General features: G+C 75.9%; 18 protein-coding genes and 1 pseudogene. 15 read left to right on the top strand and 4 right to left on the bottom strand.

Annotated elements, in window-relative coordinates:
- Window positions 1–25: 25 nt before the first annotated feature.
- Window positions 26–1,000: pseudogene (locus ACIRD3_RS05680) on the bottom strand (LysR family transcriptional regulator); the annotation flags it as partial.
- Between the two features lie 71 nt (window positions 1,001–1,071).
- Here ACIRD3_RS05680 and ACIRD3_RS05675 point away from each other — a divergent pair.
- The 9 genes from ACIRD3_RS05675 (at window position 1,072) to ACIRD3_RS05635 (ending at window position 17,563) form a co-directional block, all read left to right on the top strand.
- A complete protein-coding gene (locus ACIRD3_RS05675; protein ID WP_402212097.1) occupies window positions 1,072–1,743 on the top strand; it encodes a maleylpyruvate isomerase family mycothiol-dependent enzyme in 672 nt (223 codons plus the stop codon).
- 124 nt (window positions 1,744–1,867) lie between these two features.
- The gene (locus ACIRD3_RS05670; RefSeq protein WP_402212095.1) at window positions 1,868–3,049 is read left to right on the top strand and encodes a PP2C family protein-serine/threonine phosphatase; all 1,182 of its coding nucleotides are present in this window, start codon (window positions 1,868–1,870) and stop codon (window positions 3,047–3,049) included.
- A gap of 398 nt (window positions 3,050–3,447) precedes the next feature.
- Entirely contained in the window at window positions 3,448–4,848 is a 1,401-nt protein-coding gene (locus tag ACIRD3_RS05665) for an MFS transporter (RefSeq protein WP_402212092.1), read from the top strand.
- 47 nt (window positions 4,849–4,895) lie between these two features.
- Window positions 4,896–6,206 (top strand): non-ribosomal peptide synthetase, encoded by a 1,311-nt coding sequence (locus tag ACIRD3_RS05660; RefSeq protein WP_402212089.1) that lies wholly within the window; start codon window positions 4,896–4,898, stop codon window positions 6,204–6,206.
- 444 nt (window positions 6,207–6,650) lie between these two features.
- Complete coding sequence (locus ACIRD3_RS05655) at window positions 6,651–9,758, top strand: amino acid adenylation domain-containing protein (RefSeq protein ID WP_402212087.1); 3,108 nt, start codon at window positions 6,651–6,653, stop codon at window positions 9,756–9,758.
- Entirely contained in the window at window positions 9,755–10,930 is a 1,176-nt protein-coding gene (locus ACIRD3_RS05650) for an acyl-CoA dehydrogenase family protein (protein WP_402212085.1), read from the top strand. The genes ACIRD3_RS05655 and ACIRD3_RS05650 overlap by 4 nt, the downstream gene beginning before the upstream one ends.
- A 35-nt stretch (window positions 10,931–10,965) precedes the next feature.
- Window positions 10,966–12,825, top strand: a complete 1,860-nt coding sequence (locus tag ACIRD3_RS05645) for an AMP-binding protein (RefSeq protein ID WP_402212083.1) — start codon at window positions 10,966–10,968, stop codon at window positions 12,823–12,825.
- Between the two features lie 65 nt (window positions 12,826–12,890).
- Complete coding sequence (locus ACIRD3_RS05640; protein WP_402212081.1) at window positions 12,891–14,705, top strand: non-ribosomal peptide synthetase; 1,815 nt, start codon at window positions 12,891–12,893, stop codon at window positions 14,703–14,705.
- A complete protein-coding gene (locus tag ACIRD3_RS05635) occupies window positions 14,702–17,563 on the top strand; it encodes a condensation domain-containing protein (protein ID WP_402212079.1) in 2,862 nt (953 codons plus the stop codon). Before ACIRD3_RS05640 ends, ACIRD3_RS05635 begins: the two co-directional genes overlap by 4 nt.
- A gap of 84 nt (window positions 17,564–17,647) precedes the next feature.
- On the opposite strand, the gene ACIRD3_RS05630 is transcribed toward ACIRD3_RS05635, so the two are convergent.
- Together ACIRD3_RS05630 and ACIRD3_RS05625 are read right to left on the bottom strand one after the other, a co-directional pair.
- Window positions 17,648–17,881 (bottom strand): hypothetical protein, encoded by a 234-nt coding sequence (locus ACIRD3_RS05630; protein WP_402212077.1) that lies wholly within the window; start codon window positions 17,879–17,881, stop codon window positions 17,648–17,650.
- Window positions 17,882–18,018: 137 nt separating this feature from the next.
- The gene (locus ACIRD3_RS05625) at window positions 18,019–18,756 is read right to left on the bottom strand and encodes an SDR family oxidoreductase (protein WP_402212075.1); all 738 of its coding nucleotides are present in this window, start codon (window positions 18,754–18,756) and stop codon (window positions 18,019–18,021) included.
- Between the two features lie 130 nt (window positions 18,757–18,886).
- Between ACIRD3_RS05625 and ACIRD3_RS05620 the strand changes: the two genes are divergently transcribed.
- The 4 genes from ACIRD3_RS05620 to ACIRD3_RS05605 all read left to right on the top strand — a co-directional run bounded on the left by ACIRD3_RS05620 (window position 18,887) and on the right by ACIRD3_RS05605 (window position 23,885).
- Complete coding sequence (locus ACIRD3_RS05620; RefSeq protein ID WP_402212073.1) at window positions 18,887–19,462, top strand: TetR/AcrR family transcriptional regulator; 576 nt, start codon at window positions 18,887–18,889, stop codon at window positions 19,460–19,462.
- Window positions 19,463–20,159: 697 nt separating this feature from the next.
- Window positions 20,160–21,989: a hypothetical protein gene (locus tag ACIRD3_RS05615; protein WP_402212070.1), complete on the top strand. Its 1,830-nt coding sequence runs from the start codon at window positions 20,160–20,162 to the stop codon at window positions 21,987–21,989.
- A gap of 172 nt (window positions 21,990–22,161) precedes the next feature.
- The gene (locus ACIRD3_RS05610) at window positions 22,162–22,581 is read left to right on the top strand and encodes a YciI family protein (protein WP_402212068.1); all 420 of its coding nucleotides are present in this window, start codon (window positions 22,162–22,164) and stop codon (window positions 22,579–22,581) included.
- On the top strand, window positions 22,554–23,885 hold the full coding sequence (locus ACIRD3_RS05605) for an RNA polymerase sigma factor (protein WP_402212851.1): 1,332 nt from the start codon (window positions 22,554–22,556) through the stop codon (window positions 23,883–23,885). The genes ACIRD3_RS05610 and ACIRD3_RS05605 overlap by 28 nt, the downstream gene beginning before the upstream one ends.
- A 79-nt stretch (window positions 23,886–23,964) precedes the next feature.
- Here ACIRD3_RS05605 and ACIRD3_RS05600 read toward each other — a convergent pair whose 3' ends face one another.
- Complete coding sequence (locus tag ACIRD3_RS05600) at window positions 23,965–24,216, bottom strand: amphi-Trp domain-containing protein (protein ID WP_402212065.1); 252 nt, start codon at window positions 24,214–24,216, stop codon at window positions 23,965–23,967.
- Between the two features lie 336 nt (window positions 24,217–24,552).
- Here ACIRD3_RS05600 and ACIRD3_RS05595 point away from each other — a divergent pair, with 336 nt between their 5' ends.
- Window positions 24,553–26,055: an MFS transporter gene (locus tag ACIRD3_RS05595; RefSeq protein ID WP_402212063.1), complete on the top strand. Its 1,503-nt coding sequence runs from the start codon at window positions 24,553–24,555 to the stop codon at window positions 26,053–26,055.
- Between the two features lie 207 nt (window positions 26,056–26,262).
- Window positions 26,263–26,544 carry a WhiB family transcriptional regulator gene (locus ACIRD3_RS05590; protein ID WP_402212061.1) on the top strand — a complete coding sequence of 94 codons (282 nt, stop codon included), beginning with the start codon at window positions 26,263–26,265 and terminating at the stop codon, window positions 26,542–26,544.
- Window positions 26,545–26,616 lie beyond the last annotated feature (72 nt).

The following is a 26,616-nucleotide window of genomic DNA, read 5'->3' as shown; positions in this document are numbered from 1 at the left end:
CCGGCCCCGGGTAGGCCGCCCGCAGGTGGGACACCAGGGCGGCGGTCGGCGGCGCGGCGGGCCGTCCGCCCGGCCAGGCCAGGGCGAGCCGCACGCGCGGGACGGGGCCGGCCAGCGGGCGGATCCGCAGTCCGGGGACGGGGCCCGGGTCCGGCAGGACGGCGACGCCCAGCCCGTGCGCCGCGAGTTCCGCCAACTGCGGTGGTGCGGCGGCCTCGACGCCGACGGTCGGGCACGCCCCGACCTCGGCCAGGGCGCGTTCCAGCGCGGTGCGCATGCCGGTGCCGCGCGGGGTGCTCACCAGGGGGTGTCCGGCCAGCGCGGCGACCGGGAGCCGGTCGTCCGGGCCGGCCTCGCGCAGCGCGGGGCCCTCCGGGGCACCCGGGTGCGCGGCGCCGGCCCGGGCGGTCGCGAGCGGGTGGTGCTCGGGGCAGGCCGCGACCAGCGGGACCTCCAGCACGGTGTGCAGGGCGAGCCCGGCCAGTGTCGTCCAGCCGTCGTCGTCCTCGCTCCCGCTCGCGGCGGCGGGCAGGGCGATCAGAGCGAGGTCCAGCCGTCCGTCGCGCAGTGCGGCGAGCATGCCCGCGGTGGTGTCCTCGGCCAGCGAGAAGTCGATGCCGGGGTGCTCCTGGCGGAACGCGGCGAGGGTGGTGGCCAGCCCCGGGAAGGTGCCAAGCTCGGCCGGTGGGGCCAGCGCCGCTCCGGAGATCATGCCCAGCCGTACGTGTCCGCGCTGCAGACCGCCGAACTCCTGCGCCGTCCGCCGGGCCGCCGCGGCGGAGGCGAGCGCGGCCCGGGCGTGCGGCAGCACCGCCTCGCCGGCCGGGGTGAGGCGCACGGTGCGGCCCGAGCGGTCGAGCAGCGGGTGGCCGAGCTCGCGTTCCAGCTGCCGGATCTGGGCACTGACCCCGGGTTGGCTCAGGTGCAGCAGCTGCGCGGCCCGGGTGAAGCTGCCGTGCTGGGCGACGGTGACGAAGTACTGGAGCTGCCGCAGTTCCATAACCGCTGATCATAGGCGGCAGAACGTCCCGGTCTTGGACGGGCGTACGGATCCGGCCGCAGGCTGGACGCATGGAAACCGCGCCGCAGGACCAGGACACCGGGCAGTCCCACCGGACCCCGGGCATCCGTGAGGAGATCGCGGCCGAGCGCCGTGAACTCGCCGCGTTGTTCGCCGACCTCACCCCCGAGCAGTGGAACGCGCCCTCGCTGTGCGGGGGTTGGCGGGCCCGCGAGGTGGCTGCGCACATGAGCACCGGCTTCCGGCACTCGACCGCGCGCACCCTCCTGGAACTCGCCCGCTCCGGCGGCAACGTCCACCGCATGGCCGACCGGATCGCTCGCCGCGACGCCGCCACCATGACCGACCGCGAACTCGCCGCCGCCATGGCCGAGCACGCCGACCACCCCTGGCGCCCGCCCGTCGGCGGCCCGATCGCCGCCCTGGCGCACGACGCCGTCCACGGCCTCGACATCACCGTGGCGCTCGGACTGCCCGCGCGACTGCCGGTGGCGCGGGCGACGGCCCTGCTGGCCGGCGTCTCCCCCTTCTCCCTGCGTTTCTTCGGGGCGCGGCTCGACGGCGTCCGGCTGGAGGCGGCGGACGCCGACTGGTCGTACGGGGACGGCCCGCTGGTCGTGGCCGGCCGGGCCGAGCACCTGCTGCTGGTGGCGTACGGGCGCCGGGTGCCGGAGGGGCTGCTGTCGGGACCGGGCGCCGGGCGCTACGTCCGGGGCGGGTGACCCGCGGCGGGCGGGAAGGGCCGCCCCGGCGGCCGCCGGCGGCCGTCATGCGCGTTCCGGAGGCCGGTGCCTACGATCGGAAGAAGTCCTTCCGGATGGTGGTGAGACGGAAGCCAGGTCACCGATGCCCCCGAGGTCCGTGCAGTGGCCGCCGTACGTGCGGGTCGCGCCGTGGTTGCTGATCATCGGCGGGCTGGTGTGGAACTCGCAGGATCCGGCCGACTACTGGGGCGATCCGATGCTGGCGGCGGCCGCCGTGCTGGCGGGCGCGCTGCTGGGGCTGCGGGACACCCTCGCGGTGGGGGCGGCCAATCTGACCGGGATCCTGGTGCTGTCCACCCAGGACGGGTCCATCGGGACCGGGGACGGCTACCTGGAACTGGCGAACACGGCGTTCGCCGCGCTGCTCGGCATCGGGGTGAACCGGGTGGTGGCCCGGCACGGGCGGCGGCTGGAACGGGTGCGGTCGGTGGCGGAGGCGGCGCAGCGGGCGGTGTTGCCGGAGCCGCCGGGGCGGGTGGGCGCGTTGTCGGTCGCGGCCTGTTACCGGGCCGCGGCCGACGAGGCGCTGATCGGCGGTGACGCGTACGCGCTGCAGGTCACCCCCTACGGCGTGCGGGCGCTGATCGCGGACGTGCGGGGCAAGGGGCTGCACGCGGTGGGGGCGGTCTCGGTGCTGCTGGGGGCCTTCCGGGAGGCCTCGCACCGGGTGCCGGACCTGGTGGCGCTCGCGGACGCGCTGGAGGACTCGCTGCTCCGGGAGCCCGAGCAGCTGAGCGAGGAGCAGCGGATGGAGGGGTTCATCACCGCGCTGCTGGTGGAGTTCCCGCCGGGGGAGGCCGCGGTGCGCACCCTGGACTGCGGGCACCCCGGCCCGTACCTGCTGAGCCCCGGGCCGTACCCGCCCGCCCCCGGCCCCTACCCCTCCGCGCCCGCCCCCGGCCCCTACCCGCCCGCCCCCGCCTCCACGGTCGCGCGGGCCGGCGGGCCGGAGGTGCACCGGTGGGACGCGGCCGACCCCGGGCTGCCGCTGGGGATGGGTGCGCTGGGGGCCGGGCGGTCCGCACCGGAGTGTCGGCCGTTCCCGTCCGGGTGCACGCTACTGCTGGTGACCGACGGGGTGACCGAGGCCCGGGACGCGACGGGGGAGTTCTACGACCCGGTGCGCGGGCTGGGCCCGCTGGGGCCGTTCGCCGGGCCGGACGGGGTGCTGGACGCGCTGGTGGCGGACGTGGAGCGGTGGGTCGGCGGGCCGCGGGACGACGACATGGCGGTGCTGGCGATCACCCACCGGGCGGACGGCTGAGAAAGGCGGGTCCCTGGCCCGACCGTGGCGGTGGATGGTGGCCGGTTCGACGGTTGCCGAGGGTCACGCGGATATCACGATGAGGTGAAGGGCGTGCGGCACTACACGGAATCCGGCCAAGTTGAGTGACACCGTCCGCTGGCCGGAAAGACGACGTCCGCATACCGGACGCCGAAATGGACGGACGACCGGACGGTGCCCCGGGTGGCGCCCGGACCACGGCGCCTTGGCCGACCGGCGGCGCGGCGGTCGAGGCCGGTCCCGGCCGGTCCATAAGGGGACCTAAGAGGCCCGCAAGGCGCGGCTGAGGGAGTGGCGGGTTCCGGGCGAGCTGCGGTTCGTCCGGAAACGGACCCGGTGCTTGCCCCGTGTCGAAGTGGTGACCGAGAGTCGAACCGATGAACGAGAAGCCTCAGCCCCGTCAGGCCCGTCTGCTCGGCCACCGCGACTTCCGGCTCCTGCTGACCGGAGCCGCGGCGGCCCAGACGGGCAGTCAGGTCACCCTGGTCGCCCTGCCCTTGGTGGCGGTGATGGTGCTGGACGCCACCCCGTTCGAGGTCGGTCTGCTGACCGCCGCCGAGACCGCCGCCTTCCTGCTGGTCGGGCTGCCGGCCGGCGCCTGGCTGGACCGGATGCGCAAGCTCCCGGTGCTGATCCGCGCCGACCTCGTGCGCTGCCTGGCCGTGGGGTCGATCCCGCCGGCCGCGGCGCTCGGGGTGCTGACCATGCCGCAGCTCTACCTGGTTGCCCTGGTCACCGGGGTGGCCACGGTGTTCTTCGACGTCGCCCACCAGTCCTTCCTGCCCGCCGTCCTGCCGCGCGAGCAACTGGTCGGCGGCAACGGGGCACTGGAGACGGTCCGCTCCTCGGCGCAGATCGCCGGGCCGGGCCTCGGCGGCGGACTGGTCCAGCTGCTCGGCGCGCCGCTCGCCATCGTGGCCGACGCCTGCGGGTACCTGGCCTCCGCGCTGCTGCTCGCCCGGATCCGGGTCGAGGAGCCGCGGCCGGAGCCGGAGCCCGGGCGCTCGCTGCGCGCCGAGGTGGGGGAGGGCGTCCGGTTCGTGCTCGGACACCCGCTGCTGCGGGCGATCGCGACCGCCACCGCGGTGTCCAACCTGTTCGCCGCCGTGCTGATGGCCGTGCAGACGGTCTTCTGGGTACGGGTGCTCGACCTGTCGCCGGGCGTCATCGGCGTCCTGCTGTCGACCTCCGCCGTCGGCGGGCTGGCGGGCGCGCTGTGCGCCGGCCACCTGGCGCGGTGGGTCGGGCAGGCCCGGCTGATCTGGCTGTCGACGCTGGTGACGGCGCCGTTCGCGGTGCTCTGGCCGCTGTCCGGCGGCGGTGCGGGCGTGGTGCTGTTCGGCATCGCCTCCGGGGTGGTGCTGTTCGGCGCGGTCGCCTACAACGTCGCCCAGGTCAGCTTCCGGCAGAGCGTCTGCCCGCCCGCGCTGCTCGGCCGGATGAACGCCACCATGCGCTTCCTGGTGTGGGGCACGCTGCCGCTCGGCGCGCTGGGCGGCGGGATCGTCGCCGACACGGCCGGGCCGCGCACCGCGCTCTGGCTCTGCGCGGCCGGCTTCCTGCTCGTCCCGCTGCCGCTGCTGCTGTCGCCGCTGCGACGGATGCGCGACCTGCCGAGCGGCGACCTGCCGGGCGGTGACGAGCCGGCCGGTGACGAGCCGAGCGGCGACGAGCCGGCCGGCGACCAGCCCGGGACCGAAACGGCCGGATCCGCCCGGGAAGCGGCCGCCGACGCGACCGCCACCGAGGAGCCCGCCATGAGCCCCAGCACCCCCTGACCCACCCCAGACCTGCCGAGCCGCGACCGGAAACCGGAGACCGTTCCGTGCACGCCAGCATCACCGCCGCCTACCTCGCCCGGTACCGCGCCGCCGCCGCCGAATCCCCGGTGGAGCTGCTCCCGCTGACCGGCGCCCAGCGGCGCTTCCTGATCACCCGCCGCCTCGCGCCGGAGACCCGTTCCGACGTCGTCCCGCTGTTCTTCGCCTACCCGGGGGGCACCCTCGACCCGGACCGGCTGGGCCGCGCCGCCGCCGCGGTCGCCGCCCGTCACCCCGCCCTGTGCGGCGGCTTCGCGACCGTACGCGGCACTCCCGTCCTGCGGGTCGGGGGTCCGTCGGTCGAGGCCGCCCGGATCGCCGTCACCGCCGGCGGCACGGCCCGCGAGGCGCTGCGCCGCGCCCTGCTGGACTGGCCCGTCGACGGGCCCGCGCTACGCCTGCTGATCGCCCGGGAGCCGGACGGCGAAGAGGAGTTGCTCGCCCTCGCGCTGGACCACGCCGCCTGCGACGAGCAGTCGCTCGGGGTGCTCACCGCCGAGCTGAGCCGGGCGTACGAGCAGGACGAAGCGTCGGCGGACGGTCCCGCCCCGCAGACCCTCGCCGACTACCGGCGGGCCGTCGAACTCCAGCTCGCGGCCGAGGACGCCGCCGGCGGTCCCGCCGCGCAGGCCCACTGGGGCCGCCGGCTCGGCGGTCTGACCGGCGCGGGCGGCGGCGCGGCCGCCGCCACCGGCATGCTCGTCGAGCGGCTGCCCGCCGCCGAGGGGGCCGCCCGCACCGTCGTCTTCCCGGCCCTGCTGGACGCGGTCGGAGTCGCCGCGCACCGGCTGCACCGGGCGTCGGGGCCGCTCCCCGGGGGCGGGGGAGGGCTGCTCGCGCTCGGCTACCCGTGGGGCGGCCGCCCGCCCGGCGCACCCGCCGCGCTCGGCTGCTTCCTCAACACCCTGGTGCACCCGGCCGGTCCGGCCGCCACGGGCGAGCCGGACGAGCTCGCCGACGCCTGGTGGGACGACCTCGACCACGCCGGCACCCCGTTCGACGAGGTGGTCCGCGCCGCCCGGACCGCCGGGGCGCCCTGGTCGGGAGCCCTGGACGCCATGCTCACCCTGGAGGACCTGCACCGCCGCCCGCCGCTGGTGCTCGGCGGCACGCCCGGCCGGGAGACCCACCTGGCCGGCCGGCCGCTCGCCGCCCCGATGGCCGTCTCCGCCTCGCACGGAGACGACCTGCTGATCCGGCTCGCCTGGGACAGCGACCGCTTCCCCGAGGCCGACGCCCGGGCCGCCTTCGACGACCTGCTCGCCGTCCTGCGGCAGCACCTGCACGGCCGGGCCCGCCTGGCCTCCCACGCCTGAGCTCGAACACCTCAGCACCCCCGCCCCGACCGGGGCCTGAACACCTCGGCGCCACAGCCCCGACCGGGGCCTGAACACCCCCGCCCCGACCGGGGCCCGAGCACCTCAGCGCCACAGCCCCGCAGCTCGCCGCGGGCCCGACCAGCGCGCCCCCGTGGCGCGGCCCAGACCTCCCGCGCCCTCTCCCGGTAGCGCGGGCCGGATCACCCGCACCCCCTCCGGCGGGCCCGAACTCCCCACCCCCACACCGGATCCGCCTCGCCGGATCCACCGTGCCCGCGCACGCGTGCCCCGACGGGCCCGCCCGTGCGGACGCCCGGACCACCGATCCCGGGCCGCGCTCCCACCCCGGCGCGACCCGGCCCACCGGCCGGAGCGGGACCACCCCACACCCGCCCCCGGCCACCGCAGTGCCGACAAGCCCACCACACAAGGGAGCCGCCCATGTTCGCACTCTCTCCGTCCCAGGAGATCGTCTGGCTGCACGAGCAGATGCTGCCGGGAAGCCGCGCCTACAACTTCACCGCCGTCCTCGACCTGTGGGGCACCCTCGACCGGGACGCGCTGCACACCGGTCTGGCCGCCGTCCTGGACCACCACCCCGGCCTGCGGCTGGAGTTGGTGCCGCGGGCGGAGGGCCTGCCCGGCCAGCGGGTCGCCGAGGGGTGCCGCCCGGAGCTGCGCCACAGCGACTTCGCCGCCGAGGCCGACCCGGAGGCCGCGTTCCGGCGGCTGCTCGCCGCCGAGGCCGAGGAACCGGTGGACACCGAGCGCGCGCCGGTGCTGCGCTGGCACCTGGTCCGGATCGCCGAGGACCACCACCGGCTGATCCACGTCGAGCACCACCTCGTGCACGACGGCCACTCCTTCGCGATCCTGCTGCGCGACCTGTTCACCGTCTACCGCGCCCAGGTCCTCGGCGAGCCGTACGAGCTGCCCGCCGCGCCCTCGTACGAGGAGCACGCGCGCGCCGCCGCCGACCTCCCCCGCGACCGCGGACTCGACTTCTGGACCAAGGAGCTGACCGGCGCCCCGCGCGAGGTCACGCTGCCCGGACTGGCCCGGCCGGGCGCCGAGCGGCGCCACCGCGGCGGCCAGCTGCGCCAGGCGATCGGCGCCGACCTGGCCGAGCGGCTGCGCGAGCGCAGCACGGCGGACGGCCACACCCCGTTCAGCACCCTGCTGGCCCTGCTCGCCGAGCTGCTGCGCCGGCACAGCGGGCACCGCGAGATGGTGATCGGCACCGCCGTCGGCAACCGGCCGGAGGGCTTCGAGGGCACCGTCGGCATGTTCGTGAACACCGTGCCGCTGCGCCTGCGGCTCGACCCCGACGCGACCGGCACCGACGCCGTGGACGAGGCCACCGACGTGCTGATGCGCGCGCTGCCGTACCAGGACCTGCCGGTCCAGGAGCTGACCCGCCGGCTCGGCCTGCACACCAGTGGCGCCGACAACCCGCTGTGGAACGTGATGTTCAGCGCGCACGACGCGGCGCTGCCGGACGTCCAGGCGCCCGGGCTCGAGGTCTCGCTGTACGAGGGCTTCAACACCGGCACCACCCGCTTCGACCTCGACCTGGTGCTGCTGCCGGACGACCGCCGGGTGGTCGGCGAGAAGCACGGCGCCGCCGGGATGACCCTGGTCTGGGACTACGACGCGGACCTGTTCCGCGAGTCCGACGCGGTGCTGCTGTCCGAGCGGCTGCTGGAGCTGCTGCGCTGCTACCTCGACCACCCGCAGGCGCCGATCGCCGAGCTGGCCCCGGCCCCCGAGGCCGACGCCGAGCCGACTGCCGTGGCCGCCGGCGCGACCCTGGACGCGCTCGACCCGGCCGCCGCCCACGACCCCACCGCGCTCGCCCTGCTGGCCGGCACCGAGCGGATCAGCTACGGCGAACTCGACCGCCGGGTCACCGAGTTGGTCGAGCGGCTGCGCGCCGCCGGGGTCGCCCCGGGCCAGCCGGTGGCCACCGTGCTGCCGCGCGGCGCCGACAGCGTCGTCGCCCTGCTCGCCTGTCTGCGCCACGGCGCCGTCTACGCGCCGCTGTCCACCGAGGACCCGGCGGCCCGGCTCGGCCTGCTGCTGGAGCGGCTGAGCCCGGCGCTGGTGCTGGCCACCCGGCAGAGCGCGCTCGCGCTGCCCGCCGAGGGCGTCACCCCGGCGCTGCTGGACGGCCCGGCCTTCCCGAAGGCCGAGCCCGCCGCCGTGCTGGACGGCGCCGCCTACCTGATCCACACCTCCGGATCCACCGGCGTGCCCAAGCCCGTGCAGGTCGGCCGGGAGGCGCTCGCCGGGTACGTCGCCGCGATCACCGCCCGCTACGAACTCACCTCCGCGGACCGGGTGCTGCTGTTCGCCCGGCCCTCCTTCGACGTGGCCCTGGAGGAGGTGCTGCCCGCCCTCGCGGTCGGCGCCGCCCTGGTCGTGCCGCAGCGGGAGGTGCCCACCGGGCCGGAGCTGGTCGCCGTGCTGGCCGCCCGCGGCGTCACCGTCGCCAACCTGCCGACCAGCTACCTGCTCGCCGTCCGCGAGGACCTGCGCGAGGCGCTGCGCGACGGCCGGTGGACGCCCCGGCTGCTCGTGCTCGGCGGTGAGCGCCTGCCCGCCCGGGCCCTCGCCGACCTCACCGACGCCACCACCGTGCTGAACGCCTACGGCGTCACCGAGGCCACCGTCACCTCCACCGTGCACCGGGTGACCGCCGCCGACGTCGCCGAGGACGGCGAGATCCCGCTCGGCACCGAACTGGACGGCGTGCGGATGCACGTCCTGGACGACACGCTGCGCCCGCTGCCGGCCGGCTGCGTCGGCGAACTCGTCGTCGCCGGACCGATGCTGGCCGACGGTTACGTCGGCCTGCCCGAACCGACCGCCGCCCGCTTCGTCACCGTCCCCGCGCTCGGCGGCGCCCGGGTCTACCGCACCGGCGACCGCGGCTACCGCGACCTGGACGGCCGGCTGTGGTTCCTCGGCCGCGCCGACAACCAGGTCAAGCTGCGCGGCCACCGGATCGAGCTGGAGGAGATCGAGGCCGCGGCCTCCGCCGAACTCGGCGGTCGCCCCTGCGCGGTGGTACTGCACACCGATCCGCAGGCCGGCCCCCGCCTGCTCGGCTTCCTGGAGGGCGGCGGCCGCGTCGACCAGGCCGCCATGCACGAGGCGCTCGCCCGCCGGCTGCCCGCCGGTCTCGTGCCGGCGAGCTGGACCGCCGTGCCGAAGATGCCGACCCTGCCCGGCGGCAAGCCCGACCGCGCAGCCCTCGCCCGCCTGGTGGACGAGTCCGCGGCCGAGCCCGCCGAGGAGCAGGGCCCGCCGAGCGCCTTCGCCGACCCCGGCCAGGAGCTGATCGCCGCCGCCTGGCGCGAGGTGCTCGGCCACGACCGCTTCTCCGCGGACTCGCACTTCTTCGAGGTCGGCGGCCACTCGCTGCTCGCCGCCCAGCTCGCCGCCTACCTGGAACCCCACCTCGGCAGCCGCCCGCCGCTGCGCACCCTGTTCCGCCACGCCGTGCTGGCCGACCAGGCCCGCGCCCTCACCGGAGACGTCAAGTGAGCGCCCCCTCCGCCGTCCTGGAAGACGGCCACCACGAACTCGTGGACGCCTTCGAGAGCTTCATCCGCCGCGAACTCGTCCCGCTGGCCGCCGAGTTGCCCGAGACCGCCGACCAGGTGCCGGGCGACCTGCGCCGCTACGTCCGCAAGCGCTCCGCCGCGCTCGGCTTCTACGCGGGCGACTACCCCGAGGAGCTCGGCGGCTCCGACATGCCCTTCACCGCCGTCGTCCTGCTGCACCACGCCGCCGGGCGCAGCGGCTGCGTCCTCGCGCCGTACGCGCTGGCCGGCTCCGACGGTCCCAGCCCGCTGCTGCGCAACGGCACCCCCGAGCAGGTCGAGCGCCATCTGGTCCCGCTGGTGCGCGGCGAGCAGACCCGCTGCCTCGCCCTCACCGAGCCGCACGCCGGCTCCGACGCCTTCCGGCTCACCACCACCGCCGTCCGCGAGGGCGAGCGCTGGGTGATCAACGGGCGCAAGACCTTCGTCAGCAACGCCGAGCACGCCGGGATCGCCCTGGTCGTCGCCGCCACCGACCTCGGTGACGGCGCCGGTCCCACCGGCGGCGCCACCGCGTTCGTGCTGCCGATGGACCAGCCCGGGCTGCGGATCGGCCAGCGCTACGAGGGCATGTCCGGCGAGCCGCTGTTCGAGCTGCTGCTCGACGGCGTCACCGTCGGCCCGGAGGCCGTGATCGGCGGCGAGGAGGGCGTCGGCGCGGCCACCGCCCTCGCCATCGACAGCCTCTCCCGCGGCCGCCTGGTGGTCGCCGCGATGTGCAACGGTATCGCCGAGTACGCCCTGCGCATCGGCGTCGACTACGCCAAGGACCGGCGCGCCTTCGGCCGGGTGATCGGCGAGTACCAGCACGTCCAGGAGCACCTGGTCGCCACCCGGGCCGAGGTCGAGGCCTCCAAGCTGCTCACCCTCGCCTGCGCCCGGCTGGTCGACGAGGGCACCGAGTCGCCCGAGAACGCGGCGCTCGCCAAGCTCACCGCCTCCGAGACCGCCGTGCGCGCGGTCGACCGCTCGCTCCAGGTGCACGGCGCCACCGGCTGGGTGCGCGGCCACCCGCTGGAGTTCCTGTACCGCTACGTGCGGATGACGACGATCATCGAGGGCACCTCCGAGGTGCAGAAGGTGATCATCGCCCGTTCCATGGGCCTGAACTGACGGTCCGTCACACATCTAGAGCGAAGGAGACCCCGATGGAACCCCTGAGCATCGGGTACGGCCGTCCGCACCAGGACGGCGCGGTCCTCGACCTGTTCACCACCTGGGCGCACCGCACCCCGGACGCCCCGGCCCTGATCGACGGCGAGCGGACGTACAGCTACGCCGAACTCGACCGCCTCGCCGACAGAACGGCCGAGGCCCTGCGCGGCAAGGTCGGCCCGGGCGACCTGCTCGGCGTCTGCCTCGGCCACTCGGTGTCACTGGTGGCCGTCACCCTGGCCGCCGCCAAGCTCGGCGCCGTGCACCTGCCGCTCGGCCCCCGCCCGGGCGAGCGCCGGCTGCGCGCCGTCGCCGAGCAGCTGCGTCCGGCCTGCCTGGTCGGCGAGCCGGCCCTGCTGCCGCCCGGCGGCGAACGGCTGCCGCTGGACCTGCCCACCGGCGGCGTGGTGGCCGCGCTGACCCCCGGCGAGCAGGTGCCCGTCCCGGTCGGCACCCAGTACGCGGTGCTCACCTCCGGCTCCACCGGCACCCCGAAGGCCGTCGCGGTCACCGAGCCCGCACTCGGCGCGCTGCTGCAGTGGTACCGCGAGCTGGCCGGACTCGGCCCCGGCGCCCGGCACAGCCTGCTGATCGGCGTCGCCTTCGACCCGCACGTGATGGAGCTGTGGGCCGGTCTCACCTCCGGCGCCGCCCTGGTCGTCGCCCCCGAGGCCGTCCGCTGGGACTCCGGCGCGCTCACCGACTGGTGGCACGAGGCCGGCATCACCGCGACCATCCTGCCCACCCCGCTCGCCGAGCCCGTCCTCGGCCGCCCGTGGCCCGCCGGGCTGGCGCTGCGCCACCTCACGATCGGCGGCGACCGGCTGCGCCGCGCCCCCGGGCCGGACGTCACGGCGAGCGTCCACAACGCCTACGGCCCCGCCGAGGCCACCGTCACCACCACCGTGCACACCATGGCCGCCGGCGGCGACCACGGCGCCGGCGCCCCGCCGATCGGGCTGCCGATCCCGGGCGCGGTCGTGCTGGTCACCGACGAGGACGGCCGGCCGGTACCACGCGGCACCGCCGGTGAACTGCGGATCGGCGGCCGGGTCCTGGCCGCCGGGTACCTCGACCCCGAGCTGACCGCCCGCCGCTTCGTCGCCGCGCCCGAGGGCGTGGACGGCACCGACCGGGTCTACCGCACCGGCGACCGGGTGGTCATGCGGACGGACGGGGTGCTGGAGTTCCACGGCCGGCTGGACGACCAGGTCAAGGTCAGCGGCGTCCGGATCGAACCCGCCGAGGTCGAGGCCGCGTTCGAACGCGACCCGGCGGTGCGCCGGGCGGTGGTCGCGGCCGAGCAGGCGCCGACCGGCGGCGTCCGGCTGCTCGCCTTCGTCCAGCTCGCGGACGGCGTCACGGACGGCCCCGCGGACGGTGTCGCGAACGGCGTCACGGGCGGGCTCGCGGACGGCGTCACGGACCGGACCGCGGCCGGCGACACCGCGGCGCGGCTGCTCGACGCCGTCCGGCCCTGGCTGCCCGAGCAGGCGGTGCCCTCGGCCGTCCGCCTGGTCGAGCGCTACCCGCTGGACGCCAACGGCAAGGTCGACCGCCAGGCCCTGCTGGCCGGGGTGCCGCCGGAGCCCGCCGCCGAGGACGGCGACACCCCGGTCGAGCGCACCGTGCTCAAGCTCTGCCGCGAGCTGATCGGCCGCGCCGACCTCGGGCCCACCGACAACTTCCTGGCCTCGGGCGGCAATTCACTCGCCGCCGCCCGGCTCCTGGAGGCCCTGGACAGCGAGTACGGGATACGGCTGCGCGCGCCCCTGGTGCTGCGCCAGCCGGACCTGCGGGCCGTCGCCCGACTGGTCGAGGAGCGGCTGGCCGCCCCGGCCGCGACCGCCTGACCCTCCCGAACCATCTCAGCAGGGTGCCCCGGCCCGTACCGCCGGGGCGCCCGGAAGGGACCACCATGACCACCGCGACCCTGCCCGCGCTGATCGCCCGGCAGGCCGAACGGCAGCCCGACGCGCTCGCCGTGACCGACGGCTCCACCGTCCTCACCTACCGCGAACTCCTCGACGCCGCAGGCCGCCTGGCCGCCGTGCTGACCGCGCGCGGGATCGGACCCGGCAGCGCCGTCGGCCTGCTCTGCGCCCGCTCCACCCGCCTGGTCGTCGCCCAGCTCGCGATCTGGCGCGCCGGCGGCCACGTCCTCCCGCTGGACCCGGCCTATCCGCGCCCGCGCATCGCCGAGATGACCGCCGACGCCGGAGCCGAGCTCGTCCTCGGCGACAAGGCGATGCTCGCCGAGGCCGGACTGGCCGAGGAACGGACCCTCGTCCTGACCGAGCACGGCACCGACGCGCCCGACGCGTCCGACGCGCCCGGCGCCGCCGGTCCGCAGGCGCCCGACGCCGCCGAACCGGCCGCCCCCGCCCTGGTCTTCTACACCTCCGGCTCCACCGGCCGGGCCAAGGGCGTGCTCGTCCCGCACCGGGCCGTCGCCGACCTGGTCACCGCCCCGGACGCGATCGCCGTCGGCCCGCGCGACCGGGTGCTGTTCCACTCCGCCGTCACCTTCGACGCCTCCACCTTCGAGCTGTGGGCCCCGCTGGCCCGGGGCGCCGCCGTCGCGGTCTCCCCGGCCGACCGGCCCACCGCCGAGGAACTCGGCCGTGACGTCGAGCGGTTCGGCGTCACCACCCTGCTGCTCACCAGCGCCCTCTTCCACCACCTGGCCGCCCGCCAGTCCCGGATCTTCGGGGTCCTGCGCACCCTGGCGGTCGGCGGCGAGGTGCTCTCGCCCGAGCACGCCGGCGCCGTGCTGCGCGCCTTCCCCTGGCTCGAACTGGTCAACGTGTACGGGCCGACCGAGGCCACCACCTTCACCACCCTGCACCGGGTGACCCCGGCCGACTGCGCCGGAGCCGTCCCGATCGGCCGGCCCTTCGGCGGCGCCCGCGCCCTGGTCCTGGACGAGCGGCTCGCCCCGGTGCCGACCGGCACCGTCGGCGAACTCTGGATCGCCGGCGACCGCCTCGCCCACGGCTACCTCAACCGGCCCGAGCTGACCGCCGAGCGCTTCCGCGAGCTGCCCGAGGTCGGGCGGGCCTACCGCAGCGGCGACCTGGTGCGCCAACGGCCGGACGGCACCCTGGAGTTCCACGGCCGGACGGACGAGCAGGTCAAGCTGCGCGGCTTCCGGATCGAACCGGGCGAGATCGAGCACGCGCTGCTGCAGCTCCCCGAGGTCGCCGAGGCCGCGGTCGTGGTCCGGCGGGCCGGGCAGCACGACGCCGCCCTCACCGCCTGCCTGGTCCTCGCCGAGGGCGCCGGCCAGGCCGTCGAGCCGCTGCGCGCCCGCCTCGCCGAGCGGCTGCCCGCCCACCTGGTGCCCACCGTCTGGACGGTGCTCGACGCGCTGCCGCTGACCGGCTCCGGCAAGGTCGACCGGCGCGCCCTGGCCGCCGACGACGCGGTCGGGAAGCGCCCCTCCGGGGGCGGCGAGCTCACCCCGATCCAGCAGGTGGTCGCCGAGGCCTGGAGCCGGGCCCTGGAGCGCCCGATCACCGATCCGGCCGCCGACTTCCTCGCCGAGGGCGGCCACTCGCTGCTCGCCATGTGGGTCGTCGACGACCTGCGCGAGGACCTCGGGGTCGAGCTCTCGCTCGCCGACTTCCTCGACCACCCCACCATCGCCGGTCAGGCGGAGCTGCTCGAACGGGCGCTGCTGGCCGCCGACGGGGCGAGCGGCGCCGAAGCGACCCGGGGAGCGGCCCGATGAGCGCCGTGGACCAGGCCGAACTGCTGCGCCGGGCCCGCAGCCGCCGGAGCGTCACCGCCCCCGCACCCCAGCCCCCCGCAGCGGCCGACGGCCCCGCCCCGCTCTCGCACGCCCAGCAGCGGATGTGGCTGATGGACCACCTCGGCCAGGGCGGCGCCCTCTACAACGTCCCGATCGCCGCCCGGCTGCGCGGCCCGCTCGACCGGGTCGCCCTCGCCACCGCGATCACCGGCCTCACCGAGCGGCACGCCGTCCTGCGCACCCGCTACCCGCGCCGGGCCGGACAGCCGTACCAGCAGGTCGACCCGGTCGTCCCGGTGCCGCTGCCGGTGGTCGACACCAAGACCGAGCGGGCCGCCGCGGAACAGCTCGCCGCCGAGGCCGCCCGCCCCTTCGAGCTCGGCGCCGGCCCGGTGCTGCGCGCCCTGCTGCTGCGGCACGGCCCGGAGGACCACACGCTCGCCCTGACGATCCACCACATCGCGGTGGACGGCGGCTCGCTGCCCGTTCTGGCCGCCGACCTCGCCGCGCTCTACGCCGCCGCGCGCGACGGCGTGGCGCCGCAACTCCCGCCGCCCGGACCCTCGTACGCCGAGTACGCCCGCCAGGAGCGGGCCCGGGACGCCGAGCTCACGGCCGCCGCCGACGCCCTCGCGCTCCGGCTGGCCGGGGCACGCCCGCCGGCGCTGCTGCGGCCCGTCCCGCCCGGCGCCCGCGAGCGCCGCGCCGCGCTGCACGCCGCGCCGCTGGACCCGGCCGTCGTGGACGGCCTGCGCAGGCTCGGCGCCCGGCACGGCGCCACGCTGTTCACCGTCGTGCTGGCAGCCGCGTTCGCCACCTTGCGGACGGCCACCGGGCAGGGCGCCCTCGTCCTCGGCTGCGCGAGCGGCCACCGGGCCCGGCCCGAGCTGCGGAACACCGTCGGCCTGGCGGTCAACACCCTTGCGGTGCGGGTCGATCCGTCCGGCGGGGAGTCCTTCGCCGAGCTGCTGACCGCGGTGCGCGGCGCACTCCTCGACGCCCAGCGGCACCACGACGTGCCCTTCGACCTCGTGGTCGAGCGGCTCGGCGCGGCGGCCCGCAGCGCGGACGGCACTCCGCTGCTCTCGGTCACCTGCGACCTCGTCCAGCCGGTCGCACCGCTGACGCTGCCCGGCCTCGACTCCGAGAACGTGGAACTCGACCTCGGGCTGGCCAAGTTCGGGCTGGCCATGCTGGTCGAGGACGGCCCGTCGCCGCGCTGCCTGGTCCAGCACGACCGGGACGCGATGGACGAGGCCACCGCCGGGCACCTGCTCGACGCCTTCGCCGCCGTGCTCGCCGCCGTGGCGGGGGAGGCGGACCCGCGGCTGTCCGAGCTTCCCGGCAAGCTGCTGACCGCCCCCGAACACCCTGTGGTGGCAGGCCTGTTGGCCGATCCGGGGGTGGTCGAGGCCGCCGTGGCCGAGCGCGCCGACGGCCCGCCGCTCGCCTTCGCGGTGGTCCGCGGACCGGTCGCCCCGTCCGGCTCCCAGCTGCGCGCCGCCCTGCGCGGACGCCTCGGGTCGGCCGGACTCCCGCTCGCCGTCACGCTGGTGGACCGCATCCCCCGGCACCCGGACGGCACGGTCGACCACGGCCGGCTGCCCGGCGTCCACGCCCCCCTGGCGGACGGCCCGCAGCAGGACGGCCCGCAGCAGGACGGCCCGTCGGCGGACGGCCCGCTGGACGCCGTCCGGACGGCCTTCGGAGAGCTGCTCGGCACCACCCCGCCCGTCGACGGCGACTTCTTCGCCCTCGGCGGCCACTCCCTGGTCGCCGTCCAACTCGCCGAACGGCTGCGCACCCGCACCGGGTTGCCGCTCACCGGCCTCGACATCCTGGAGCAGCGCACCCCGCGCGCCCTCGCCGCACTGCTGGCCACCCGCGAGGACGAGCGCCGCGCCGCCCTGGCCCGTACCGGCGCCCGCCCGCACACCCGCCCCCGCACCGGCACCGTCCTGCTCACCGGCGCCACCGGCGGGGTCGGCGCCGCCGTCCTGCAGGAGCTGATGGCCCAGGGCCGGCCGGTCCGGGTGCTGGTCCGCCCCGAATCCGCGCACCTGCCCGCCCTGAACGGCGCCGAGGTGGTGGAGGGCGACCTCGCGGACCCGGACGGCCTGCGGCGCGCGGTCGAGGGCGCGGACGCGGTGATCCACTCCGCCTGCACGTTCACCGACCACGCCACCGACGTCGCCGCCATGCGCGCGCTGGTGGACGGCTGGCGCGGCGGCCCGTTCGTCTTCGTCAGCAGCATCGACGCCTACGGCCGCCCGGAGGGCACCGAGGTCCCCGAGGGGGCGCCGAGCGGCGCGGCCGTCACCGCGTACGGGCAGGCCAAGCTGGACTGCGAGCGGATCCTCTTCGAGGCCGCCGCCGACGGCCGGGGCCCGGTCACCGCCGTGCGCGCCCCGATCGTCTGGGGCCCGCACCACCGCCTGCGCGACCAGCTCCGCTGGGGCTCCACCGGCGACCTCTACCAGGCCGCCCTGGCCGGCCGTCCGATCCGCCTGCCGGAAACGGCCGACGCCGCGAACGGCTGGTACGGCGCGTCCTGGGTGCACGCCGCCGCCCTGGCCCGCGCGCTCACCGCCTGCGCGGTGCCCGACCACCCGGCCGCCGGGCGGGTCGTCAACGCGGTCACCGGACACGTCTCCTGGGCGGACTTCACGGCCGAGCTGGTCCGCCTCCTCGGCTCCGACAGCCCGCTGCTCGTCGGCCCCGACGCGGACGACGAGCTGCGCCGCCCCTGGCACTACCGGGCCGACATCCTGGCCGCCGCGCTCACCCCCGAGCCGGGCGAGGACTGGCGCACCGTCCTGGCCGCCATGGTCGGCTGAGCCGGCCCGTCCCACCACGGGCGGAGGAGTCCCCGGGCAGCGGACTCCTCCGCCCGGCTGCCGGCCGGTCACACGCACCGCCCGCTACGAGTAGTACCTGTGCAGGTCGTCGGAGGCCATTCCGGTCCCGTGGTGGACCGCCGCGCTGGAGTAGGTCCCGCGCAGGTGGGAGGTCTGGGTGGTGCGCCGCCGCTCGATCAGGGCTCCGGCCGGGTCGCTCACGTCGGAGCTGCGCGCCCCGTCCCGGCGGACCAGGAAGACGACGGCGCACACGACGGCGCTCACCAGCCCTGCCAGCAGCACGACGATCTCGACCATCGCGCCCCTCCTTCTCCGGAACCCGCCCGCCGCCGTACCTCCCGACCGCGGATGCGCAGATCCTGGCACGAACCGCACGCTCCCGGTCGTCCTCTGAGCGAATCTTGAGCCTGCGCGTCCGTGACCGGCTCCGGCCGTCAGGCCTGGGCGGTGGGGCGGACGACGATCTCGCTGACGTCGACACCCTCGGGTTGGTCGATGGCGTAGCCGATCGCGGCGGCGACGGCGGAGGGCGGCATGGCGATCTCCTCGCGCTGCCGGCTGAGCGCGGCCGCCACCTCGGGGCTCGCCCCCTTGCCCACGCCCTCGGTGTCGGTGAAGCCCGGGGAGACGAGGGTGACGCGCAGGTCGGGCCCCGACTCCTGGCGCAGTCCCTCGGTGAGCACCTTGACCGCCGTCTTGGTCGCCGCGTAGACGGCCTGGGGGGACTTCACGACGTAGGCGGCGGTGGAGGCGACGTTGACGAAGTGGCCGGAGCGCTGCTGCCGGAAGACGGGCAGGGCCGCGGCGATGCCGTTGAGCAGGCCGGTGATGTGGGTGGCGACCATGGCGTCCCAGTCGTCCTGGCGCAGCTCGTCGAAGGGCGAGACCGCCATGGTGCCGGCGTTGGAGACCAGCACGTCCAGGCGGCCGAACCGGTCGAGCGCGGTCGCGGTGAGGTGCCGCAGGTCCTCGCGGCGCGTCACGTCGACGGTGGTCCCGACGGCGCTGCCGCCCTGGGCGGTGATCCGCGCCACCACCTCGTCCAGCCGCTCCCGGCGGCGCGCCCCGAGCACGAGCCGGGCGCCCTTCCCGGCGAGATGGAGCGCCGTCTCGGCTCCGATGCCGCTGCTGGCGCCGGTGATGGCCACGACCTTGCCCTCGATTCCTGGCACGGTAGGCGTCCTCTCGGTGGGTGCGCAGGTCGAACGCTGACCTACGATGCAAGTGGGGAACTCTCCGCTTACGCTAAGTGGGGAACTCCCCGTTTGGCAACCGGACAGCGGAACGGGAAAGGGACGACAGGTGACCGACGGCAGCTCAGAGCGCCCGCTGCGGGCCGACGCGCGCCGCAACAGGGACAAGATCCTCGCGGCCGCGGTGCGGGTGTACGCCGAGGACGGGCTCGACGCCCGGATGGAGCACATCGCGAAGGCGGCGGGCGTCGGCAGCGCCACGCTCTACCGCAACTTCCCCACCCGGGAGGCCCTGATCGAGGCGGTCTACCGCCAGGAGGTGGCGCAGCTGTGCGACGCCGTCCCCGGCCTGCTCGCCGCCCAGCCGCCCTACCAGGCCCTGTTCGCCTGGACGCGGCTCTTCCTCGACTACGTCGCCGCCAAGTCCGGGATGGCCGACGCGCTGCGCGCCATCGCCGCGACCGGCGCCAATCCGCACGGCCGGAGCCGGGACATGATCGGACAGGCCCTCACCGAACTGATGGACGCCTGCGCGGCCGCCGGCGCGATCCGCACCGACATCAGCCCCGCCGACATGCTGGCCGCCCTCGAAGGCATCGCCGTCACCTCGGCCCGACCCGACCAGCGGGAACGGGCCGAACGCCTGCTGGACCTCACCCTGGACGGCCTGACGGCACGTTCGTGACCCCCGCCCGGGACCGCTCCCGGAAGCCCCGGGACGACCCTGACGCCCGGGGCACCGGGGCCGTCCGGGACACGAGGTGACACCGCGACGGTCGGTGTGCGACCCTGCAGCTCACGCGCCCTCACGGGCGGGGGGAAGGCCCGGCGCCGAACCGGCCCGCCCGGCCCGTACGGCGGACGGCTCCCGTCCGGCCCGCCGCACCGACCGGTCCGCCCGCCTCGAACGCGCCGCCCTGCGCGGCACCGGCACGGCACTCGCCCTCGCCGCGGCGGGCACCGGAACCGGCACGCTCACCGACCGAGCACCGCTCCGGCGACGAGGAGGGTGGTACGGGCGGCGGAGAGGCGGCCGGGCCAGGTGGTCGGCGGGGGGCCGTCCGGGGCGGGGACGGCGGCCCACAGGGCGCCGGCGGCGACCGGGAGGAGGCAGACGGGCCCGAAGCTGGCGGTGTCCTCAGCCCGTCCGCGGGGCGGCCCGTCGTTCCGGCGGCGGCACCAGGCCACTGCCCGCATCGGTTCGTGCCCCGGTGCTCCCGCCCCTGGCCCTGGTGCTGCCGCTCCGGGACCGGCGGCAGCGGTACACCAACCGCCCGCCGGGCGCGGGGGGTTGGTGCGTCTTCCCCAGCGGGCGGGGTGGGGTGGCGCGTAGCATCGGAGCCCGGCTTCGGGCCGGGGCGGGGGAGTGGAGAGGGGGGCGTGTGACGGAGCGTGATGTCCGGCGGGGTGCGGTGCGGCGCGGGGTGGTGGCGCTGGCCGTGTGGTGGCTGTGGATGCCACTGGTCGGAGTGCTGGGGTGGCTGGTGTCCGACGTCGCGTTCGGCGGGTTCGGGCAGCAGGCGCAGACCTACGTGCTGCTGGTCCGGCAGGAGTTGTTCCCGCACGGCGGTCCGTTCGACGCGACGCCGCTGTTCTGGATCTGGGTCGCGATCGGGCTGTGCGGCACGGTGGGCGCGGTCGCCTACGTCGCCGAGGAGTCCGACGCGGGGTTCCGTGGGTGGCGGGTGCGCCTGGCGCTGGTGGTGACGGTGCTGGCGGTGGTCGGCTCGCTGGTGCGGGTGGGCACCGGGCTCTGGGACGACGACAAGGACGCGGGCCGCTTCTACGCGGCGGCGACCGTGCTGGACGTCCCGGCCGGCGGGGCGGCTACGCCGCGTTCGGTGCTGCCGGTGACCGAGCACGCCCGCCCGGGCGACGGCGACCGCTGCGACCTGGTGGGCGGCGCGGACGTGCCGGCCTGTGTGAAGACCGCGCCGATGCCGGCCTTCGACTTCGAGGCGCGCACCGCCTCCTACGCGGCGGCGACCAAGGCGCTCACCGACAGTGCCGGCCTGACCTCAGGGGTCCACCTGATGGGGCACAGCCTGCACTACCTGCCCGACGCCTCCCAGGGCGGCGGGGTGTGGACGGCCGTCCTGGACGGCTCGGGCGAGCAGCCGATGGAGGGCATCGCCGTCTGGGACGGCCGCTCCAACTCCGTGGCCACCTGCGCGTTCCGCGGCGACCACGCGTTCGACCGGGCCTTCGCCGGCACGGGGGCGGTGAGCCTGCGCAACCTGCTCGCCGAGCGGTTCCCGGGCCTCGTCTACAGCGACCAGGACATCTGGGGCTACTGCGACGGCGACGACCCCCGGACCGCCCAGCCGGTGGTGGTGATCTCGGTGGCGCGGCAGATCGGCTGGCGGCAGCGCACGGTGTCGGAGCCCGCCGGGGTGCTGGTCCTGCGCGGCTCGCCGGACGGCCGCCCGAACGCGACCTACCGGGCCGAGGTGGCACCGGGTGACCTCCCCGGCGGGGTGTACCCGGCCTCGGTCGTCCGGGACCAGATCCACGAGGTGCAGTGGCTCGGCGGGCGCGGTGCCAAGGACGACCGCGGCTTCGGCTACTCCCACACCTCGGCGTCCACCAACGCCGGCAACCCGGGCGAGTTCCTGCTGCGCTCGAAGGCGGACGGCCACCTGTACTACGTGACGCCGCTGGTGCCGCGGGAGAGCTCCTCGCAGCTGGTGGTGGCGTTCGCCGTCGTGCAGGCCGACCGGGCCGGCGGCGGCCTCAACGACCTGCACGTGTACGTGCGCGGCGACGACGGCCCGTCGGTGAACCTGGACGTGCTGGCCAGCCGGATGGTGTCGTACATGGCGCAGCAGACCTCGATCACCATCAGCGCCGGGCAGGGCGGCGCGCTGCAGGAGATCGTCCCGTTCGGCCGGGACATGTGGCGCGGCTTCGTGGACTTCAACGGGCAGACCCAGGACTACATCGACCTGTCGGGCGATGCCACGGTGACGCCCAACCTGGTGTCGCTGAACGGCAACATCACCGCACCGGGCGGCGGCCAGCCGGCCCCCGCGCCCGGCACACCGGCACCGACCGGCCAGCCGTCCGCTCCGCCGTCCGGCCAGCCGTCCTCCGCGCCGCCGCCCGCTCCGGCGGCCGACTGCGGCGGGGACCCCGGCCGACTGACCACCGGGCAGCTCGCGGCCTGTGTCGCGGAGCTGTCCCGGCAGCTGCAGGGACGCGTCCAGGGCTAGGAAGAGTCCTGCCCGCCGTTGACCTGCCCCGATGCGGTGCGCCGGAAGGACGCCGGAAGAAATCGGAAAGAAAATGGCCCGGAATCCGTCCCCCGTGTCGATCCGCGGCCGCGCCGTTCGACCTGGGACTGAGAGGGTCGGAAGACGACCTCCCCGAACAAGGAGACAGACGATGGCGAAGTACATGCTGATCATGCGGGGCACGGACGAGTCCGTCGCGAAGATGATGGAGACGCCCTTCGAGGAGATGCTCGAAACGGTGGGCCGCTTCAACGAGGAGCTGATCCGGGCGGGCGTGCTCGTCGCCGCCGAGGGCCTGGACGACCCGTCCCAGGGCGTGGTGGTCGACTTCGCCGGGGAGACCCCGGTGGTCACCGACGGGCCGTACGGGGAGACGAAGGAGCTGTTCGGCGGCTTCTACCTGATCGACGTCGCCTCCAAGGAGGAGGCGGTCGAGTGGGCCAAGCGGCTCCCGGCGTTCCCGGGCTCGAAGTGCGAGGTCCGCCGGGTGCCGGGCATCGAGGAGTTCCCGCAGGACAACGAGTGGATCGTCAAGGAGCGCGCCTGGCGCGAGCGGACCGGCCAGCTGTGACAGCCGGAGCCGCCGACGGCCCGCCGATCGCCGAATCGGCGCGGCGGGCCGTCGAGGCCGTCTGGCGGATCGAGTCGGCCCGGATCGTCGGTGCGCTGGCCCGCTACACCGGGGACTTCGCGCTCGCCGAGGACGTCGCGCAGGAGGCCCTGGCGGAGGCCCTCGTGGCCTGGTCGCGCGACGGGGAGCCGGCCAGCCCGGTGGGCTGGCTGCTGGCCACCGCCCGGCGGCGGGCCATCGACGCCTTCCGCCGCAGGTCGGCGCTGGACGAGCGGTACGCCGTGCTCGCGGGCCCCCTCGCCGACGGCGAGCTCAGCTCGGGCGCGTCGGCCGTGCCGGAACGGACCGACGACCTGCCCTGGGACCCGGACCGGGTCGACGACGACGTCCTCGCGCTGATGTTCACCGCCTGCCACCCCGTGCTCCCGCCCGAGGCGCGGGTCGCACTCACGCTGCGCGTCGTCGGCGGCCTGTCCAGCGAGGAGATCGCCCGCGCCTTCCTCGTGCCCACCCCGACCGTCCAGGCCCGGATCACCCGGGCGAAGAAGACGATCGCGGCCGCCCACGTGCCCTTCGAGCTGCCGCCGCCCGAGCAGCGTCGCGAACGGCTCGGCGCCGTCCTGAGCGTGCTGTACGTGATCTTCACGGAGGGTTCGACGGCGACGGCCGGTGACGACCTGCTGCGCCCCGACCTCGCCTACGAGGCCGTCCGGCTGGCCCGGACGCTCGCCGCCCTGCTGCCCGCCGAGCCGGAGGTGCACGGCCAGCTCGCGCTGTTCGAGCTCACCGCGGCGCGCTTCCCGGCCCGCACCGGGCCCGACGGCGAGACGGTGCTCCTGGAGGACCAGGACCGCCGCCGCTGGGACCGCTCGGCGATCCGTCGCGGCCTGGCCGCGCTCGGCCGCTCGGCGACCCTCGGGCGGGGTCTCGGCCCGTACGGTCTGCAGGCCTCGATCGCCGCCTGCCACGCCACCGCGCCCTCGGTGGGGGAGACCGACTGGGAGCGCATCGTGCTCCTCTACGAGGCGCTCGGCCGGGTGGCCCCGTCGCCCGTCGTCGAACTCAACCGGGCCGTGGCCGTCGCGATGGCGAACGGCCCGCAGGAGGCGCTGTCCCTGGTCGACGACCTGGTCGCCTCGGGCCGCCTGTCGGGCTCACACCTGCTCCCGACGGTGCGCGGCGAACTCCTGACCCGCCTCGGCCGTACCACCGAGGCCCGGGCCGAACTGGAACTCGCCGCCCGCCTGTGCCGCAACACCCGCGAGCGGTCGGTGCTGCTGCGCAAGGCGGCGGCCCTGGGGTGACGGCGGTGGCCGGGACTCCGGTCACCGCCGTGAGCCGTCAGCCGTCAGCCGTGAGCCGTGAGCCGTGAGCCGTCGGCCGTCAGTCGTCCGCGGTCCGGTCCGACTGCCCCGTGTGCCAGGACAGTTCGACCTCCAGCTCCAACTTCCCGTCCTCCAGCTCCACCTCGATCTCGGTGTGCAGTTCGTCCGGGATCCGCAGGGTCAACTTCCCCGGTCCGAGGTCCAGTTCGGCCTGGCCGCCACGCCTGAGGGCGGCTGCCAGGGCTTCGAGCTGGTCGGCGGCCTCGGCGCGCGACAGCGTGCGCTTCTGCTCGAACTCAAGGTCCTTCACGACGCCTCCAGAGCCGGTGGGAACGAGGGCCGCCTCCCATTGTCGCGCCGCTTCCGGCCGCCGTCCCGGTGACGCGGAGCGACGGCCGCCGCGGCCCCGTTCCGACTGCCGTCATCGCGGGTCCGCGGCCGCGGGGAATGGACGCGCCGGGTCCGGGCAGACGGCAGGCCGGGCGGGGTCCGGACGCCGCGCGGTCCCGCTCCGCGGACGGTCGACGGGCGCGCGACGGCGATGACACACCGGAGCGGCCCGTCGCCGAACGTCACGGACAGGAGGCGGACGACCGGTCCCGGCCCGACCGAGGGCGGGACAGGACGAACGGGAGGAGACGATGTCATGGGCGATCCGGCGAAGGCATCCGCGCACCGGCACGAGCACCGGCCGGAACCGGGGGTGGTCGAGACCGACGTGCCCGCCAGGCTCGACCGGCTGCCCTGGTCCTCGTGGCACTGGCGGATCGTGATCGGTCTGGGCACCGTCTGGATCCTGGACGGCCTGGAGGTGACGATCGTCGGCAACATGGCGGCCCGCCTGGCCGAGCACGGCAGCGGCATCGCCGTCTCCACCAGCCAGGTGACCACCGTCGCGGCCGCCGTCTACGTGGCGGGAGCCTGCTCCGGAGCCCTGTTCTTCGGCTGGCTGACCGACCGGCTGGGGCGCAAGAAGCTCTTCATGATCACCCTCGCCGTCTACCTCGCCGCGACCGCGCTGACGGCGCTGTCCTGGACGGCGTGGTTCTTCTTCCTCTGCCGCTTCTTCACCGGCTTCGGCATCGGCGGCGAGTACGCGGCCATCAACTCGGCGATCGACGAGCTGATCCCGGCTCGGGTGCGCGGACGGATCGACCTGGTCGTCAACGGCAGCTTCTGGGTCGGCGCCGCGATCGGCGCCTTCGCCTCCATCGCGCTGCTGAACACCTCGCTGTTCGCCACGGACGTCGGCTGGCGGCTCGCCTTCGGGATCGGGGTGGTGCTGGGCCTGGTGATCCTGCTGGTGCGCCGGCACGTCCCCGAGAGTCCGCGCTGGCTGTTCACCCACGGCCGGGCGCGGGAGGCCGAGGAGGTGGTGGCCGAGGCCGAGCGGGCCGTGGAGGACTCGACCGGGGAGCCCCTGCCGCCGGTCACCGGTGAGCCGATCCGGATCCGCGAGCGTGCGGCCCTCGGCTTCGTCACCATCGCGCGTACCGTCGTCGTCCGCTATCCGCGGCGCACCGTGCTCGGCCTGGCGCTCTTCATCGGCCAGGCGTTCCTCTACAACGCGATCACCTTCGGCTACGCCGTCATCCTGACCACCTTCTTCGGTGTGGCGGAGGGCGACACCGGCTTCTACTTCGCGGTGATCGCGGTCGGCAACTTCCTCGGTCCGCTGCTGCTCGGCCACTTCTTCGACTCCGTCGGCCGCAAACCGATGATCGCGGGCACCTACATCGGCTCCGGCGTGCTGCTGTTCGCCACCGCCGCCCTCTTCCAGCACGGCGACCTCTCCGCCACCACGATGACGGCCTGCTGGACCGGTGTGCTCTTCCTGGCCTCGGCCGGGGCCAGTTCGGCGTACCTCACGGTGAGTGAGATCTTCCCGCTGGAGACCCGGGGCCTGTCGATCGCCTTCTTCTACGCGGTGGGCACGGCCGTCGGCGGCATCACCGGGCCGCTGCTGTTCAACGGGCTGGTGAGCAGCGGGGAGGTCTCGGACACCACGCTCGCCTTCTGCATCGGCGCGGCGCTGATGACCCTGGCCGGGCTGGTGGAGGCCGTCCTCGGGGTCAAGGCGGAGCGGCGCAGCCTGGAGTCGCTGGCCGCACCGCTCAGCGCCGTCCCGGCGGCACCGTCGAAGGGGTAGCGGGCTCCGCAGGCCCGGCCCCCGGGCACGGAACGGGCGTGCCCCGCCGGACCGTGCGTTCGCCATGTCCCGTGCTGTCGGCGGAGGTTGACACCGGTCGGGGTGGAACCGGTCGGGGTGGAACCGCTGGGGGTGGAGCCGCATGCGTCCGGCGATTCGGGATAGACGAGCGGGCGGAATCGACCGCTCACTCGGAAGGAGCACATCGTGTCCGACCCGACCCGCCTCCCCGGAGCCTTCGAGCACCGCTGGTCCTGGCAGTTCGAGGGTGCCTGCCGCACCGTCGACAGCAGCGTCTTCTTCCACCCGGCCAATGAGCGCGGTGCCGCGGCCCAGCAGCGGGAGCGGCTGGCGAAGGAGGTGTGCGCCCGTTGCCCGGTCCTCGCCCGCTGCCGCCAGTACGCCCTCGACGTCGGCGAGCCGTACGGCGTGTGGGGCGGCCTCACGGAGGACGAACGCCGCCGCCTGATCGCCGCCGCCACTCCGTGACGGCCGCCTGACCCGGGGGCGCCCCTCGGACATCCGCGTGCGGGAGGAAGGCGGGCCCACCGGCGGACGGGC

Source organism: Kitasatospora sp. NPDC093550 (genome assembly GCF_044764985.1).
Lineage (GTDB): Bacteria > Actinomycetota > Actinomycetes > Streptomycetales > Streptomycetaceae > Kitasatospora.
Note: the sequence above shows the minus strand (reverse complement) of the source record. Positions and strands in the feature narration are given on the sequence as shown.